Origin of the sequence: Robertmurraya beringensis (assembly GCF_042433785.1) — a bacterium.
Taxonomy (GTDB): Bacteria; Bacillota; Bacilli; order Bacillales; family Cytobacillaceae; genus Robertmurraya_A; species Robertmurraya_A beringensis.
This window is the reverse complement of the sequence record NZ_JBHLUU010000128.1, coordinates 170,719-186,314: the sequence shown is the minus strand read 5'-3', so window position 1 is coordinate 186,314 and position 15,596 is coordinate 170,719. Positions and strand designations below refer to the sequence as shown.

15 protein-coding genes are annotated in these 15,596 nt (G+C 36.2%); 2 read left to right on the top strand and 13 right to left on the bottom strand.

Translation table 11 applies throughout. From position 1 onward, the window contains the following. Window positions 1-123: 123 nt before the first annotated feature. The 13 genes from ACFFHF_RS24755 to asnA all read right to left on the bottom strand — a co-directional run bounded on the left by ACFFHF_RS24755 (window position 124) and on the right by asnA (window position 13,175). Entirely contained in the window at window positions 124-1,956 is a 1,833-nt protein-coding gene (locus tag ACFFHF_RS24755; protein ID WP_377059299.1) for a polysaccharide biosynthesis protein, read from the bottom strand. Window positions 1,957-1,984: 28 nt separating this feature from the next. Further along, window positions 1,985-2,128, bottom strand: a complete 144-nt coding sequence (locus tag ACFFHF_RS24750; RefSeq protein WP_157077395.1) for a hypothetical protein — start codon at window positions 2,126-2,128, stop codon at window positions 1,985-1,987. Window positions 2,129-2,389: 261 nt separating this feature from the next. Next, on the bottom strand, window positions 2,390-3,052 hold the full coding sequence (locus ACFFHF_RS24745) for a CpsD/CapB family tyrosine-protein kinase (protein ID WP_377059298.1): 663 nt from the start codon (window positions 3,050-3,052) through the stop codon (window positions 2,390-2,392). Then, entirely contained in the window at window positions 3,042-3,761 is a 720-nt protein-coding gene (locus ACFFHF_RS24740) for a YveK family protein (protein WP_377059297.1), read from the bottom strand. Before ACFFHF_RS24740 ends, ACFFHF_RS24745 begins: the two co-directional genes overlap by 11 nt. A gap of 174 nt (window positions 3,762-3,935) precedes the next feature. Beyond that, entirely contained in the window at window positions 3,936-5,738 is a 1,803-nt protein-coding gene (locus tag ACFFHF_RS24735) for an ABC transporter ATP-binding protein (RefSeq protein WP_377059296.1), read from the bottom strand. 2 nt (window positions 5,739-5,740) lie between these two features. Continuing rightward, entirely contained in the window at window positions 5,741-6,937 is a 1,197-nt protein-coding gene (locus ACFFHF_RS24730) for a nucleotidyltransferase domain-containing protein (protein WP_377059295.1), read from the bottom strand. A 20-nt stretch (window positions 6,938-6,957) separates the two neighbouring features. Continuing rightward, window positions 6,958-7,410, bottom strand: coding sequence for a lasso peptide biosynthesis B2 protein (locus ACFFHF_RS24725; protein WP_377059294.1), 453 nt, complete (start codon window positions 7,408-7,410; stop codon window positions 6,958-6,960). A 19-nt stretch (window positions 7,411-7,429) separates the two neighbouring features. Next, entirely contained in the window at window positions 7,430-7,732 is a 303-nt protein-coding gene (locus tag ACFFHF_RS24720) for a lasso peptide biosynthesis PqqD family chaperone (RefSeq protein ID WP_377059293.1), read from the bottom strand. Beyond that, window positions 7,719-8,675, bottom strand: a complete 957-nt coding sequence (locus ACFFHF_RS24715) for an aldolase (RefSeq protein ID WP_377059292.1) — start codon at window positions 8,673-8,675, stop codon at window positions 7,719-7,721. Before ACFFHF_RS24715 ends, ACFFHF_RS24720 begins: the two co-directional genes overlap by 14 nt. A gap of 121 nt (window positions 8,676-8,796) precedes the next feature. Next, complete coding sequence (locus ACFFHF_RS24710) at window positions 8,797-8,928, bottom strand: paeninodin family lasso peptide (RefSeq protein WP_377059291.1); 132 nt, start codon at window positions 8,926-8,928, stop codon at window positions 8,797-8,799. Between the two features lie 14 nt (window positions 8,929-8,942). Further along, window positions 8,943-10,883 (bottom strand): asparagine synthase-related protein, encoded by a 1,941-nt coding sequence (locus ACFFHF_RS24705; protein WP_377059290.1) that lies wholly within the window; start codon window positions 10,881-10,883, stop codon window positions 8,943-8,945. A gap of 228 nt (window positions 10,884-11,111) precedes the next feature. Beyond that, window positions 11,112-11,972, bottom strand: a complete 861-nt coding sequence (locus ACFFHF_RS24700) for an EamA family transporter (protein WP_377059289.1) — start codon at window positions 11,970-11,972, stop codon at window positions 11,112-11,114. Window positions 11,973-12,170: 198 nt separating this feature from the next. Beyond that, on the bottom strand, window positions 12,171-13,175 hold the full coding sequence (gene asnA / locus ACFFHF_RS24695) for an aspartate--ammonia ligase (protein WP_377059310.1): 1,005 nt from the start codon (window positions 13,173-13,175) through the stop codon (window positions 12,171-12,173). A gap of 208 nt (window positions 13,176-13,383) precedes the next feature. On the opposite strand from asnA, the gene ACFFHF_RS24690 reads away from it, so the two are divergent. Next, a complete protein-coding gene (locus tag ACFFHF_RS24690; RefSeq protein ID WP_377059288.1) occupies window positions 13,384-15,030 on the top strand; it encodes a catalase in 1,647 nt (548 codons plus the stop codon). A 273-nt stretch (window positions 15,031-15,303) separates the two neighbouring features. Continuing rightward, window positions 15,304-15,588, top strand: a complete 285-nt coding sequence (locus ACFFHF_RS24685; protein WP_377059287.1) for a hypothetical protein — start codon at window positions 15,304-15,306, stop codon at window positions 15,586-15,588. Window positions 15,589-15,596 lie beyond the last annotated feature (8 nt).

Here is a 15,596-nt window from a genome sequence, read left to right as displayed (position 1 = left end):
GCCCTTGATACTTTTATCGCAACCTTTTTCGACTGTTTGTCAAGAGCGATTGCGGGGCCTCACGTCCCCCCAATGGAAGTGATCTAATACTTTACATAGTTTTCATAGAACTTTTGACACTACCTATCCTGAAATAGATACAACAGTTGCTTTCTTTCTCTTCACTTTATTGTTCGCTAAGCTAACTAACACTTCTTTTAACTTTTCCTTCTCCATAGTGTGGAAGGTTTGAACAATCTTATCAATATCCTCAAGATATAGCGTAGCCGGTTTTCCTATATATATATTCGGAAACACTTGTTTTTCCTGTACTTCATCGTCCTTTAATAGCTCTTCAAACAACTTCTCACCAGGGCGGATTCCCGTGAATTCAATTCCTATTTCTTCTATTGTATAGCCTGAAAGCTTGATTAAATTCTTGGCCAAGTCTACAATTTTTACGGGTTCTCCCATATCTAATACGAAGATTTCTCCTCCACGGGCTAGTGCACCTGCTTGAATGACTAGTCGAGAGGCTTCAGGAATGGTCATAAAATATCGAATCATATCTGGATGGGTGACCGTAACTGGTCCACCTTTGGCAATTTGCTTTTTAAATAATGGAATGACACTACCTCGACTTCCAAGGACATTCCCAAACCGTACTGCAACAAAATTCGTCTTACTTTTTTGATCCATGTTTTGAACGATCATTTCTGCAAGTCTTTTCGTTGCTCCCATCACACTCGTTGGGTTCACAGCCTTATCTGTTGAAACCATGACAAAAGTTTCAACCCCATGCCAGCTGGCTGCTTCCGCCACATTTCTTGTACCAATAATATTATTTTTGACTGCTTCTTCTGGATTTCGCTCCATTAACGGAACATGCTTATGAGCTGCTGCGTGATAGACCACTGCTGGATGGTGAGTCCCCATCACATTCATCATTTTCTTCGCATCCTGTAAATCAGCAATTTCCGTCACATACTCAATTGGAAGGTGTCCAAACTTTTCTTTTAGCTCTTGCTCAATGGAATAAATACTATTTTCACCGTGACCAAGCAACACAAGTTTCTTTGGTGAGAACAAGGATATCTGTCTGCAAAGTTCTGATCCAATGGAACCGCCTGCTCCAGTTACTAGTACGACCCGATCCGTAACATATTCCGAGATACGATCCATATCAAGAACGACAGGACTACGACCTAGTAAGTCCTCTACCTCAACATCCCTAATGCCATTAACTGAAACTCTTCCCGTCACAATATCTTCTAACATCGGAAGAATTTGTGTTTTTGCCTTTGTTTTCGCACATTCTTGGAAAATGATGTTCAAGTCTTTTCTTCCTAAAGAAGGAATAGCAATGATGATATTATCTATACCTAGTGAATCAACTGTTTTAGTTATTTGGTTGATGCTTCCAACTACCGGTAGCCCTAGGATGTCTAATTGATGTTTGTTGAGATCATCATCTATAAATGCAACTGGTTTTAATACCGAATCACTACTTCTTAGTAACTGTCTTGCCACCATTGTTCCAGCAGAACCCGCACCTATAATTAATGCTCTCTTTTTTTCTTCAGAGGAATGCAAGTAGTTATCACGATACACTCTCCAACAAAATCTTGAGCCACCAATCATGGACATGTGAAGAAGCCATGTAACGGCCAAAAGACGGAAGAAGATCTCTCCAAGCATCATCTGTTGAGTAAGTGCTGCTGTCAGTATAGACAACGTCACCACTTTACATATGATGATCATTTCTCCTACGCTTGCATATTCCCATGCTTTTTTATAGACATGTAAAAGCAATGAATAGGCATGATGACTAAGCACGATCGCTAATGAACTTAATACAATTGGTGTTGTGATGACACCAGTACTTGCATTCGTAAGGAAGAACCCAAAGAAGATGGCTGTTAAAACAATGAAGGAGTCAATTAATATAAATAATGACAATCGTTTCTTATAAGACAATTATAATCCCCCCTATTCGTCTTACTACTTAATCTAATGTCACATTTCTTCGTTGAATGGCATAGTCAATGATCTTCCTAATTTCTTCTAGCTGTTCACGTGTTGCCTCTTGTTTTATGTACCTCACTGTCTTTTTAAGTGACTTCGGAAACTTATCAATATTACCCATCACTGATCGAACTCCTTAGGAATAAAATAAAAAACTTAACTACACGTTTTTCTGTGTAAAAACGTGTAGTTAAGTTTTTTAATAATAAAACAGGGCATCTAACCCTACCTCACATCACACTTTCGACGACTCGCGTCTAAGGTTTTCCACCCACAGCATAACCGAGTGCCTCCATTGATATAGGTTAGGAGGCATCACCTTTTACATTGTTTTATTGTGAACACAAATATTCTTAATTAAGAACAATCTGATAAAAAAAAGAGACTAGCTTACTTGGTTTACAATTACACCAACTAAAGGTGCCTTCGCAAATTCTAAGACCTTCTTAGATTCTTGAGCTGCCACCAGTTTGGTTTTTGCTTTTTGTACAACTAGAATGACTCCGTCACACAAGTTTGCTAGTACCTTGGTGTCTGTTACCTCAAGTACTGATGGTGAATCAACCAAAATAAGATCATAGAGTGGTTTTATATGCAATAACAATTCTTTCATTTTCTCTGATTCAAGTAGCTCTGCGGGGTCCAATGGAATTGGCCCACTTGTTAATAAATCTAGATTATTGATATTACATTTTGTAATTGCTTCACAAAGAGGTGTTTTCTTACTTAGAACATCTGTCAATCCAACTTCATTAGTCACTTTAAATAGTTGATGAATACTTGGATTTCTAAGGTTTCCATCAATAAGAAGGACTTTTTCTTTTTGTTGAGCAATGGAAATCGCTGTATTAGCAATAATGGTTGATTTTCCTTCAGATTGCCCTGGAGAACTAACCACTAGCAAATTGTTTTTCTCATCTTCATTTAGGAAGTGAATATTCGTTCTAATCGTTCTAAACTGTTCAGAAATGATTGATTCGGGATTTGAGTAGGTAATTAAGTTCCTTTTCTTAATCTTAGTTAATTGTTTACGTCTACTAAATACCAATAGAGTCACCTCGATTATTCACGTTTATCTTTTTGGTTTTGTTAATATTCTTTTTGGACATTATGGACACACTTCCCAAAATAGGGACTTCCAAAAGTTCTTCCACTTCCTGCTCTGAGCGAATAGATTCATCAAGCGAGTCAACTAAAAATATTAAGCCAAGCCCTATGACGATGCCTCCAATAATGGCGGCCCCCAATATCTTGTTTTCATTACTATCATTAATAGGAATTGGAATTACCTGTGCATCAGATAGTACTCTAACATCATCAAAATCCATAATATTAGGAATCTCTTGAATGAAGACATTTGCAGTAGTATTGGCAATTTCTGCAGCTAGTTCTGGGTTTACATCAATGACACTGATTTTTACCACTTGCGTCTCATCAATACTTCCAACCTGTATACTTTGAGCTAAAGATTCTGGTGTTCTTTCAATACCAAGTTGATTAATTACCTTCTCTAATACCGTTTTGTCCTTAATTATCACTTCAAGTGTCTTTCTTTGCCCTCCATCCGCATTAATAATAATATTAGTAGATGAACTATATAACAATGTTGTTTGATTAATCGAACTGTAAAAATAACCAAAAAGGGCTGCTAGTATAGTGATGGTTATTCCGATCCAAGCACGTTTCTTTAGAACTCCAAGTATCTCTCTTAAATTTATTTCCTTTGCAATGCGTCGATCTGTTTGAAAACGCCCCATATATATCACCTTGTTCCCTTATGTTAGATAGTTCTAAATAAAGAACATTCGAATCAAAAAAATATATATCTGAGTATTTTTCGAAACAAATATTCTTTATATTAATAATTTTAGTTCTTTAAAGAGAACAAGTCAATGAGTTTTTTTTATAAATTTATAAAGAAAAAGTAAATATTAAATTGAAGCTTCTAATTGTTTTCCTAGCAGTTGACTAAACATACCCTTTCTATCTAAGGTCAATTGGTTAAATTCACCTGTTTGAATAATTCTCCCTTGATCTAAAACAATTACCTGGTTTGCATTTTTTATAGTCGATAATCGATGTGCTATTACAATAATTGTCATTTTCCCTTTTAACTTTTCAATTGCTGCCTGTATTTTTCTTTCGTTTTCCGAATCCAAAGCACTTGTTGCCTCATCAAGAACAAGAATTGACGGCTTCCTTAGTATTGCACGAGCTAATACAATTCTTTGCCGTTCTCCACCTGATAACCTAATGCCACGATCTCCAATTATGGTATCCAGACCATGTGGTAAATTTCTAACAAATTCATCTGCAGATGCAAAACTTAAAGCCTCCCAAATATCCTTATCACTTGCATCTGGTTCTATCATTAATAAATTCTCTTTAATAGACGTGTTAAATAGAAATGGATCTTGAGGAACATATCCAATAGATTTCCTTAAAGATAAAATCTTATCCTCTGTTAATACTTGGTTATCAACTAAAACCTTACCTTCATCCGGCTTATTTAAACCCATAATTAAATCCACTAAGGTGCTTTTTCCAGCACCTGAAGGACCAACAATAGCAGTCATTCCATGACTAGGAATAAACATATTAATCCCATTTAAAATGTATTCTTCTTCATCTTTATTATATTTGAAGCTTATGTCTCTACATTCAATACCTGATTTAATAACTAGCGGCCTACTATTTTCATAAGTAGATTTATTAAATTCCTTCGCATCTTGGCTAATTTGTTGCAAATGGTATAAATTCTTAAAGGATGGTATGATTTCTCCAAATTGCTCTAAGTGACTTTGGATACTAGTAATCCTTGGCCATATTCTCATAAATATCGCTATAACAAGAAGAACCTGCGCTGGTTGGGCCTTGAACATTAAAATTGATACATAGATCATACCTGCTATTAAAAAAGCCGAGACAGATTTGAATAATAATTGAGAAGAAGATCGCAATTTAATGAGATTATTTACATTATTTTCAAACCTAACGCCAAATTTCTCCAACCAATTTATATAGGAATACTCAATAGAATTACTTTTAATATCTTTAATACCATTAAAATGGTCTGTAATACCAGCTAAGTATGTTTTTGATAAATATACTGTTTCTTCTCCAATGTTACTGGAATTCCTAATAAACTTTTTAGATACAAAAATCATACCAAATCCAAATATTAATATACAAATAGTCATATAAGGAGATAACCAAAAGGCAAAGAATACTTGTATGATAGTAAAAATTATAGAAGCCACAAAATTTAAAGTTAAGCTTATCCCATTACTAACCTTTAGTATTTCTGTCGTCATAACAGTTACAATATCTGTTTTCCTAGTTTTTAGGAAAAAGGACCAATTTGACTGTAAAAAATCTATATAGGTTCTCTCTCGAAGATTTTTTAAATAAGACTGTTGAATTTGCCCATTAAGAATTGACTGTTGTCTTTGAAAGAATCCCTGACTGACCATAATAGTTACAAAGATAGACAGGACAACAATTAGACTTATCTCTAAAGGTAAATTAATTAGAAACTCATTTAACCACTTCAAATTTATGGGTAACCCCATATCATTAAAACTAATCAATCCCGTTAAACTTATTAATGGAACTAAAAGTAATATCCCAATTCCCTCTAAAAAACTAATGAGTACCATACCAATTAAGTTAAGGTAAATTATATTTCCTACAAATGACAAGAGGTTTTTAATAAAATGAAGAATATATGTCATTTTCAATCCCTTTCTAATTGGGGGTACTTTTTTGATTTACGCCAGATCCATAAAAATGGCCTTAAAGGAAAATATAGAAAATGAATTTTTTTTGGAAGTGGCAGTACATCAGCATCCTCGGGATATGGAAATAAGAAACTGAAAACAAAGAAAAATCTCTGTTTTAATGATTTTATCTGAAACAGATAAGATTTATGGTAGGTTGCAATTTCCAAAGGTACAGGTTCATTATGCAAATTGACCATTCTTTCTAAATAGTAAATTGTTAATTTTGCAATCTTTCTTGCATGGGAATCCCGAGCTATTTCACTCATTTCCTTTATAGGGATCATATCTAGTAGTACCATATTTAACAAAATTGCTTGGCCGCCTAGTTGAGTATAGTTATACGTAACTAGCAATTTTGTTAGTACTCCCCAATTAAGTTTTTTATTTGATAACTGGTAAATATCTAATAACCATCTCAATCTTGACCAGCCATGCCTCGCTCCATGAGAAACTAAAAAAAGAAATAAATCTTCTCTACCAAGGATATAAATAGGCTGCTTAGAAATATTTTCTGTCCTCTTCCGATTCCATAGTTCCTTAAATGAAGGTTCTCTTCCAGGGCCAGGGTTTAATCTCCAGTGGATTTCAAGTTTAACACCCGTTTTCGGATGGATATAAGTTACATGGTGATGTCGCCATCTCCAGTCTCCTAAGATAGTTTGTATATAATCGTCCTTTTCATAACCTAAGTCCTCTAATAGTTTATTCACTTTATCCAATTCTTTAATCGGAACTAATACATCTAAATCTCCAGACGTTCTAAGCGATATATCTCCGTACAAATCGCTACCTAAAATAGGTCCCTTTAAAACAAGAGTGTTAATATTATTTTGAGTGAAAAGATTACAAACATCTTTCATTACACTACTAAGGTATAGCATTTTAAGAGTATTATGCTCGTAAAGACCCTTAAGTTGATTAAATATACTACTTGGAAAAATGTCTTTGTTAATGTCTATTAATTTCGGATAGACTATTGGAAATATTCTGTGGTGTATTGTTAAGTCAAGAAATCTATCCCAATTAAAATCAGAAGGTATTTCAGAAATCAATGATTGCAATGAATGTAAGTCTTTACTTTTCAATATAGATAAAGCTACCGTTAATTCACATGGTATATTTTTAACATCAAAATCAGCAACATGTTCCACGATTACACCTACAATACTAATTACTTAATAAATTTTGCATACATACTTACAATTGTAAATTGATCCTTTACCTCTCCACCTGTAATAATAAATGGACCACTTCTTAGCCAAGCATGTGCTACAAAATTTCCTTTTTCATCTCTTGCTGTTCCAAAATAAACTGTGCTTTCTATTTTCCTTCTTTCAAGCATTTTCATTGCAGCCACTGCCTGTTCAAAGCAAACACTTTGCCAAATAGTGTACTTACTAACAACTTTTAAGACCTCACTAATTCTCTTTAATTCATATACTTCATCTATGTTTTCGGGTACATTTTCATTCGTTACTCTCATATGTTCTCCAAGTGAGAAAGCAAGAGTGGAGAATTTGCCTGCTTTACGAATACGTGCCCAGCCAAGAAAGTAAAAAGCCTCAAGAAAAATTAGTTTTCTCTTATTATCTAACTTTAGAAATAATACAATTTTCCTTAACATATGCATTACACCTTTTTAGTTAACGAATCTCTTTAATAATCTTAATTAAGCCCTCTGAGGACAGTTGATTTAAAAAAGAAAGAACATGATTGAGACACTCTTCTCTTGATACTTCGTATTTTTCCATAAGTAATTGTGTAATATCATAAACCTTATGATGCTCTTTTATTAAATCCCATATCTCCCCACCAATTTCGCCCAAGTTGAAATACTTTCCTTTTTCAACATTAAGCATCACTTTTTCTTTCCCCATTACACTAACAATATTCCCTTCTACTTGGAATACCAAATCTTCAACTTGAATCCCTTTACTTGTTAACATCGTTCACTCCTCCTTCTTCTTTCACATTTTGCAAAATTATTGATAATAACTTGTTAACAGAATAACTTTGGTTATCTGGTCGAACCAACTTATAGGTTGGCACACGATCTAAAATCTTCGCTGAAAATTCGAAATGCCAGTCTAGTAAATGGAGCGGTCTAATTAAGAAGTTTCGAAAAGTATTAGAATAAATGGAGTAAAACGACTCTAGTTTATCTAATTTTTTAAATTCCACCTCCTCATTTGTGCTGGATTTAACCAACTCAAATATTCCATAAAGAGGGATTGTTCTATTGACAAATTGTTCATTCACAGGCACATTAAATTTTGTTTCTCTTCCATATATAGAACGATAGTTATTCGTACTCATCCCTAAATGCTCTATACTTTCTATCCATAGCTTTTGTTGAGGGTAGGCTGGAGTAACCATTACATCCATATCATCTGTAAGAGCTAGTGCTATAACATCATCGCTAAGTAGATTGAACCCTTCTTTCATGAGTGCGGAAGCAGTAGTAGATTTTCCAGCCCCTGAATCCCCTACAATTGCAATAGCTTTCCCTTCAAATTCCAATGCACTACCATGTAGAGGAAGTGATTTTCTTTGTAATAGAATTGTGCCCATTCCGGTTCCTAAAAGGTACAAACGAACAACATCTTCATCATAGTCCTTTAAAGGTGTAACATATATACTATTTCCATTCTCAACTGAGAAGATAGCAACGTTAGGAACCTCAAACATGACCTTATCTTCTGTTATAACAAACGCATTTTCTTGATCATCAAGTGTATTCCACTGATTTTTCAAACACTTTTCTTTTATACAAATATCAATACTAGTTTGATCTACTAATCTCTGTGATAACTCCTTTAATGGAATTTCACTTAAAATGTTAAGTCCAAAGGCTTCGAAAGCTATAACCTTATTGGCAATACTATTCATATGTCCACTCCATTAAAAATACAATTATGTAATAAGCCTTTATACTTTTTGGTATAAAGGCCATTACTTGAACATCTTAGTAACTATACTAGCAAGGCCTTCCTTATAAACACTTCCAATATTAGCTAAATGTTAATTGGCTTTTTGGAGTATTTTGTGGGAAATCAGCATCTGTATATTCACCTTCTCCTTGGAGCATTGTCATTTTTACATCTAGTACTTCTAAAACGGGCTTCTTCCAATCTTGCTTCATACGATCACCTCCTTTCAAAACTCTTTTTGGATAAATCTAGCCAGGATTAAAGTACGGATAAGAACCTTATAATAGGGATTAGTAGCTAATTCGTTCCTGGGTTTCCCCTTTACATGTGTATAAGTATCTTTAATTACTTGTGGATCAAAATATTCTAATAATCTTTTATCAGACCCTATTTGAGTAAATTCTTCTAAAATAGTAGACCATTGGTTATTTAAACGATGTACCCAATCAACTCCTTGAACACCCTTTACAGTTTGGTTCAATCTTACTTTTTCCGGTAGAAACCCCTTAGTAGCTTCTCTGATAAGGTTTCTATCCCTACCATTTCTAACGTAAACCTCATCTGGTACACTAAGGCAAAAACGAACCACACGAATATCATTTGTAGGATCCCGTTTCCAAAGTAAATGACGTAATGATAACTTGGACGTTAAGGTATTACCAGCATTCCATGGAAAGAGATTTTGAAATATTTTTTCACGCTCTTCATAAACGTTTGATGCGTTAAGCCATCCCGTTTCTCCAATATCATACCTTTTAAGTTTTTCGATAACTCCAGTAGACAATGCAAAATTTGGATTTATCATTCTAGGCATAATAAATTTTTTTTCCTTTGTTAATAATTGATTTATATTAGGAAAACTAATACTAGCTATCGTTGGTAGCAATCTTAACCTTGCCCCTCCTACCACTCTACTGTATGAATCTAGTTCTCTATATAATTGAATCCAATTTATCTTCCTCAGGAGGATAGAATAATAATCTAGTGCGTATCCCCACGAAACAGAGTAATTCCCTCTATCCCCATTTAGTAATATCCCAATATCTTCTTTACTAGCCTCTTCAAACATTCCTTTAAGCCAAAATGAGTTTTCAAAAAATTTATAAGGCATTTCAAGAACACTTATCATTTCATCTATTTCTGAAAAGGAACTTTTTCCTTCAAAGTCAATATAGTGGTCCTTTATACCCCCGACATAATTTACGGTTGATTTAATAAACGGACGCTCGTCAGGCATTAGATTGCTTGGTGTAAAATCCTTAAAGTCATTGGGAGGTATGTAACTAAATGTATGAAGCAATTTATTCTCATTCTTTAATTGCTTACCAGCAAAACCTACTACAGCTCCTGAATCCAATCCACCACTTAACTGAGCACCTATGTTCTTATGAGTTCTAAGCCTTGCTTTTACAGCTGTATTAAAAATTTCTTGAAATTCCTCTATGTATTCATTAATTGAATTACGCTTTACTTTCTGATCAAATTGAAATTTTATATACTTAGTAAACTTCATATCCTTGCCAACTATGGAAAAACTAGTTGCAGGAGGAAATTGATAAATGTTCTGATAAGGAGTGGTTTGTGAATGTACTGTATCAATCATTCCGGCAATAACTAAGTATTCTGCCAGCCACTCTTCATTTAATCTTTTCTCAATATGAGGTAGTTTGAAAAATGGTCCTATAGTTGAACAAAATATAAATTTCGAATGATTAAAGTAATAGTAAAGTGTTCTATAGCCAGAAGTATCTCTTGCACCAAATATTTTTTTTTCTTTCTCATCCCAAATCACATAAGCAAAATCCCCAACTAAAAACTTTGGTGATTCCTCTCCCCACTTATGATAGGAAAGTAGAATTAGCTGACTATCAGTGATCTTCTTACGATCTTCTCTATCAATCTGCAAAAGCTGGAAAAGCTCTTCCCGATTGTCAATAATCGCATCGGCTGTAATGGCCAGACGTCTTTCATAATCATAGAATGGTATCTGTTCGCCAATCGATTCTGGTGTGATCCACTGAGCATGGCAACCGAAGAACAGATTATCTTTATGCCAGGTTTGTATGTCATTGGCAGGAAATTTTTCTAGAGCTTTCATCATGCCAGTACTTTGTTCAATTGAGACGGGTTCCCCGTTAAGGTTTAAGATTCCAGCAATTGCGCTCATATTTCCTCCTGATTACAAACAATATGTATTCATGCATATCACAACGTTCTTATTAAAGAACAACCATTCCAAAAAAAATTCACTTCCCATTTTTTCTAAATAGAAGCATTAACTAGTTCTTTATTAAGAACTACATTTGATAAAATAAAAATACCACCTTCCATCCCTTTAGTCAATCTACTTTTCTTAATTTACAAAAAAATAAAATAGACATCCAAAAATGGATGTCTACAAAATCAGCAACGCAGTCCCAATCGTAATCAATACCGCTCCAGCAATCGTATTTTTCGACGGCTTCTCCTTCAAAATAATAAAACTTAGTACCAGTGTAATCACGACACTAAACTTATCAATCGGCGTGACCACACTCACCTTCCCGAAGGCGAGCGCTGCAAAGTAACAGAGCCATGAAAGCCCTGTAGCCGCTCCAGATAAAATCAAAAATATGTACGATTGTTTCGAAATCGTTTTTAACTCCTTACCTGTCTTTTGATAAAAGACAATGCCCCACGCAAACAGGATGATCACTACGGTTCGGATAAAGGTGGCTACATTTGAGTCCACGTCTTCGATTCCGATCTTAGCTAAAATATTTGTCAAAGATGCAAAGATGGCTGATAGAACCGCCAACCAAATATACGACTGACCTACTCGAACTTTTTTCTTTTCTTTATTTCTTCCAATTAACACAAATGTTCCGACAGAAATAATGACTCCTCCCGCTACGACAAGGGTAGTCGCTGGCTCCTGAAGAACAATAAACGAAAGAATGATCGTTAAAACAACACTTGCTTTATCAATCGGAACGACCTTCGATACATCACCGATTTGAATCGCTTTGAAAAAGCACAACCAGGATAGACCTGTTGTTAACCCTGACAGAACGAGGTAAAACAGTGCTTCTCCCGAAACCTCAAACAAGGCATCTGTTTGTTTGGTGATGAGAACCATGAGAAAGGCCATAATCAGTACCACCACAGTTCGTACAGCTGTAGCAAGGTTGGAATTCACATTTTCAATTCCGATTTTGGCCAAGATAGCGGTTAGTGCTGCGAATAAAGCAGCAAGTAAAGCTAAAATAATACTCATTGTATCAGCTCTTTTTCTTTTTATATACTTACTATCTCATCGTTCGATATTGAAATTCTTCTTTATCTTATTTTCGCCAATTTCTAAACATTCGTCCAGTTTGTACCAAATTAAAATTAGAATTCGACCATCTAGGTTATATTCTTTTGTTATTAAAAAGCTTGTGGACATAGGCCACAAGCTTTCCTTTTAGTCACATTATAATAGTTGGATATTCGCCTCTCTACAAGCTTGTAAAATCTCCTCATTCCAAATCGACACTTGAACCTCACCAATATGAGCTTTTTGAAGGAAAAACATACACAATCTTGATTGCCCAATTCCCCCACCGATTGTATATGGAACTTCCCCTTTTAGTATTGCTTGGTGGAACTCTAAATTCATACGATCCTCAGCACCAGCTAGTATTAACTGCTGTTTCAAGGCTTCTTCATCTACTCGAACACCCATAGAAGACACTTCAAAAGCCATTTCAAGAGTAGGATTCCAAAGGACGATATCTCCATTTAACGTCCAATCATCATAATCAGGTGAACGACCGTCATGCTTTTTACCTGACTTCAACTCACCCCCAATTTGAAAGATAAACACAGCGCCATATTCCTTTGCAACCTTATCTTCTCTTTGCTTCGGTGTTAACTCTGGAAATTCATCTTCGAGTTCCTGTGTAGTGACAAAATGAATATTCATCGGAAGGGATGGTGTTAGTTCTGGGAAAAAGTCATTAAGGTAAATCTCTGTGGAACGAAGCACATTATAAATTTTTCGTACTTCCGCCTGCAAGGTTTGGACATTGCGTTGTTCTCTTGTAATGACCTTTTCCCAGTCCCATTGGTCCACATATAGGGAATGAAGATTGCTTAGGATTTCGTCACGTCGGATGGCATTCATATCCGTATACAGTCCCTTGCCTAAACCAATTCCATACTTTGCTAGAGCGAGTCGTTTCCACTTGGCCAAAGATTGTACGACTTGGATTTGGGTGTCTTTTATATCTAAAGCATCAAAGGAAACAATACGTTCCACACCATTTAGGTTGTCATTAATCCCATTGCCTTCTTTTACAAGGATTGGCGCTGAAACACGAATAAGATTCAGCTCTTCTGCCAAATTGTTCTCAAAATAATCCTTCACTTTTTTAATCGCTTGTTCTGTTTGTAATAAATCGAGCTTTGATTTATAACCTGCAGGGATTTTCCTTATCACTTCACATCACCTTTTTCTACCATAATATCCGCCTCTTTCGCTTTAAACGGCTGAAGAACACACACTCACGTACAGTGTATGAACTGGATAAAGGGTGGTGAATGTCCTGTTTATTGTTTCTTTTTGGACCATATGGAAAACTTTGCATACATCACCTTAAAATGGACATTCTATGATAGTAATACATATTTAGGAGGTTATCTTTTTGGCAGAGAACAAAGATAAAAATGCTTCAAACGGACAAGATGAGAATCGTGAGACGTTAACCACACGTCAGGGCCATCCTGTGCCAGATAATCAAAATATACGTACGATTGGAAATCGTGGACCCGCTACACTTGAGAATTATCATTTTATTGAAAAAATATCGCACTTTGATCGTGAAGAGATACCAGAGCGCGTGGTACACGCACGTGGTTCTGGAGCTTTTGGATATTTTGAAACGTATGGAAAAGTGGGAGATGAACCCGTAGAAAAGTATACACGTGCCAAAGTATTTTCTGGGGCTGGGAAGAAAACACCATTAATGGTTCGTTTCTCTACAGTGGCAGGAGCGAAGGATTCACCGGAAACCGCACGTGATCCGCGTGGCTTCGCTGTAAAAATGTATACAGAAGACGGTAACTGGGATCTTGTTGGGAACAACCTGAAAATTTTCTTTATTCGTGATGCGATGAAGTTTCCTGATATGATTCACGCTTTTAAAGCGGATCCTGCTTCCAACGTTCCGAATCCACAGCGGATGTTTGATTTTGTTTCCCGTACACCTGAGGCGACACATATGATTACCTTCCTCTTCTCTCCATGGGGAATTCCTGCTACCTATCGTCATATGCAAGGTTCTGGTGTGAACACTTATAAATGGGTGAATGCCGAGGGTGAGGCAGTGTTGGTAAAATATCACTGGGAACCGAAGCAAGGAATCCGAAATTTAACACAAGACGAGGCAAACGAGATTCAAGCAAAGAACGTTGGTCATGCAACACAAGATTTATATGAAGCCATTGAGCGTGGGGAGTATCCAGAATGGGAGCTTTTTGTTCAAATCATGGAAGATGATTATCATCCAGAACTCGATTTTGACCCACTTGATGATACGAAACTGTGGCCAGAAGAGCAGTTCCCATGGTTACCGGTAGGGCGAATGGTTCTTGATCGCAATCCAGTGGATTTTCATGCGGAGATTGAGCAAGCTGCTTTCGGTACAGGGGTTCTTGTTGATGGAATGGACTTTTCAGATGATAAAATGTTGCAAGGTCGTACCTTCTCTTACTCCGACACGCAACGCTATCGTGTGGGAGCAAACTATTTAAAAGTGCCTGTAAATGCTCCAAAAGCACCTGTGCATACCAATCAGCAACGCGGGCAAATGGATGTACGTGACCCAAAAGAGTCAGGGGACAATCCACATATTAACTATGAACCATCGATGCTCGGCGGTTTTAAGGAAGCAAGTACAGAAGGTCGTACACCACACCGACCAATGTATAATGCAGCAGCCATGAGTGCGCCAATCGATCGACCTAACAACTACGGGCAGGCAGGTCATACCTATCGAAGCTTGGAAGATTGGGAGCGCGATGAATTAATTAAAAACTTATCCGAAGCACTTGCCGTATGCGACCCAAAAATTCAAGATGCTATGATTGAACACTTCACACAAGCCGATGAAGAGTATGGACACCGTGTGCGAGAAGGTCTTCAAATGAAACTGAAAGAAATGGATGGTATGAAAGCAGGGGAAGTTCCAGGTCGTGAATCAGGTCAATCAAAATATGGACAAGGTACATTAGCTGCGAATGAAGCAACAGAAGAAGCGGTAAAGAAAAGTCACGAAGCTGATCCTTATTAATGATTATTTGAGTATTGAGTGTCGATATGGTGATCTTTAGTTAGTTTTAGAGAGGCGAGCTGCACGGGGTGTGGCTCGTTTTTTTATTGATTGTCGCTCCTAAAAGAACTCGACCTCGCGGATAAATCACCCCAAACTCGCAGAGTTCCCCACTCACCACACCCCTTTCTCCCCCATTTTGTTACAAAATTCCATGAAACCCCATCCATATTAAGCTATAATTAAACCATAAGCTTGTCTTCTACTGAATTTACTTTAGGATGTGTAAAATAAATGAGCCATTATTCTGCTACGAATATTAAGATTAGTAAATTATCCATCTTTAGTGGGTATCAGGTGCTTTTTGAAGTGAAAGGCCACTCTTATCAAATGTTAGTTGGGGGAGGCGGTTTCAACTTTCCAATGAACATTATTCATTATTTTAAAGAAGACGGGAAATGTCCTGTTTGTGACAAATACACTCTGACATATCCTATGGGCCAGCAGCCATGTTCCGGATTGTTGCGAGACAAAATGATGCTATTCGATCTTTTTCAAAGGAAATTTCAATCAAAATAAAACAAGGC

Coding starts and splice junctions, on each gene's coding strand:
- ACFFHF_RS24705 (WP_377059290.1), bottom strand. CDS start 10,883: ATGAGCGCAATTGCTGGAATCTTAAACCTTAACGGGGAACCCGTCTCA.
- ACFFHF_RS24720 (WP_377059293.1), bottom strand. CDS start 7,732: ATGTTAACAAGTAAAGGGATTCAAGTTGAAGATTTGGTATTCCAAGTA.
- ACFFHF_RS24735 (WP_377059296.1), bottom strand. CDS start 5,738: ATGACATATATTCTTCATTTTATTAAAAACCTCTTGTCATTTGTAGGA.
- ACFFHF_RS24725 (WP_377059294.1), bottom strand. CDS start 7,410: ATGTTAAGGAAAATTGTATTATTTCTAAAGTTAGATAATAAGAGAAAA.
- ACFFHF_RS24715 (WP_377059292.1), bottom strand. CDS start 8,675: ATGAATAGTATTGCCAATAAGGTTATAGCTTTCGAAGCCTTTGGACTT.
- ACFFHF_RS24700 (WP_377059289.1), bottom strand. CDS start 11,972: ATGAGTATTATTTTAGCTTTACTTGCTGCTTTATTCGCAGCACTAACC.
- ACFFHF_RS24685 (WP_377059287.1), top strand. CDS start 15,304: ATGAGCCATTATTCTGCTACGAATATTAAGATTAGTAAATTATCCATC.
- ACFFHF_RS24740 (WP_377059297.1), bottom strand. CDS start 3,761: ATGGGGCGTTTTCAAACAGATCGACGCATTGCAAAGGAAATAAATTTA.
- ACFFHF_RS24710 (WP_377059291.1), bottom strand. CDS start 8,928: ATGAAGCAAGATTGGAAGAAGCCCGTTTTAGAAGTACTAGATGTAAAA.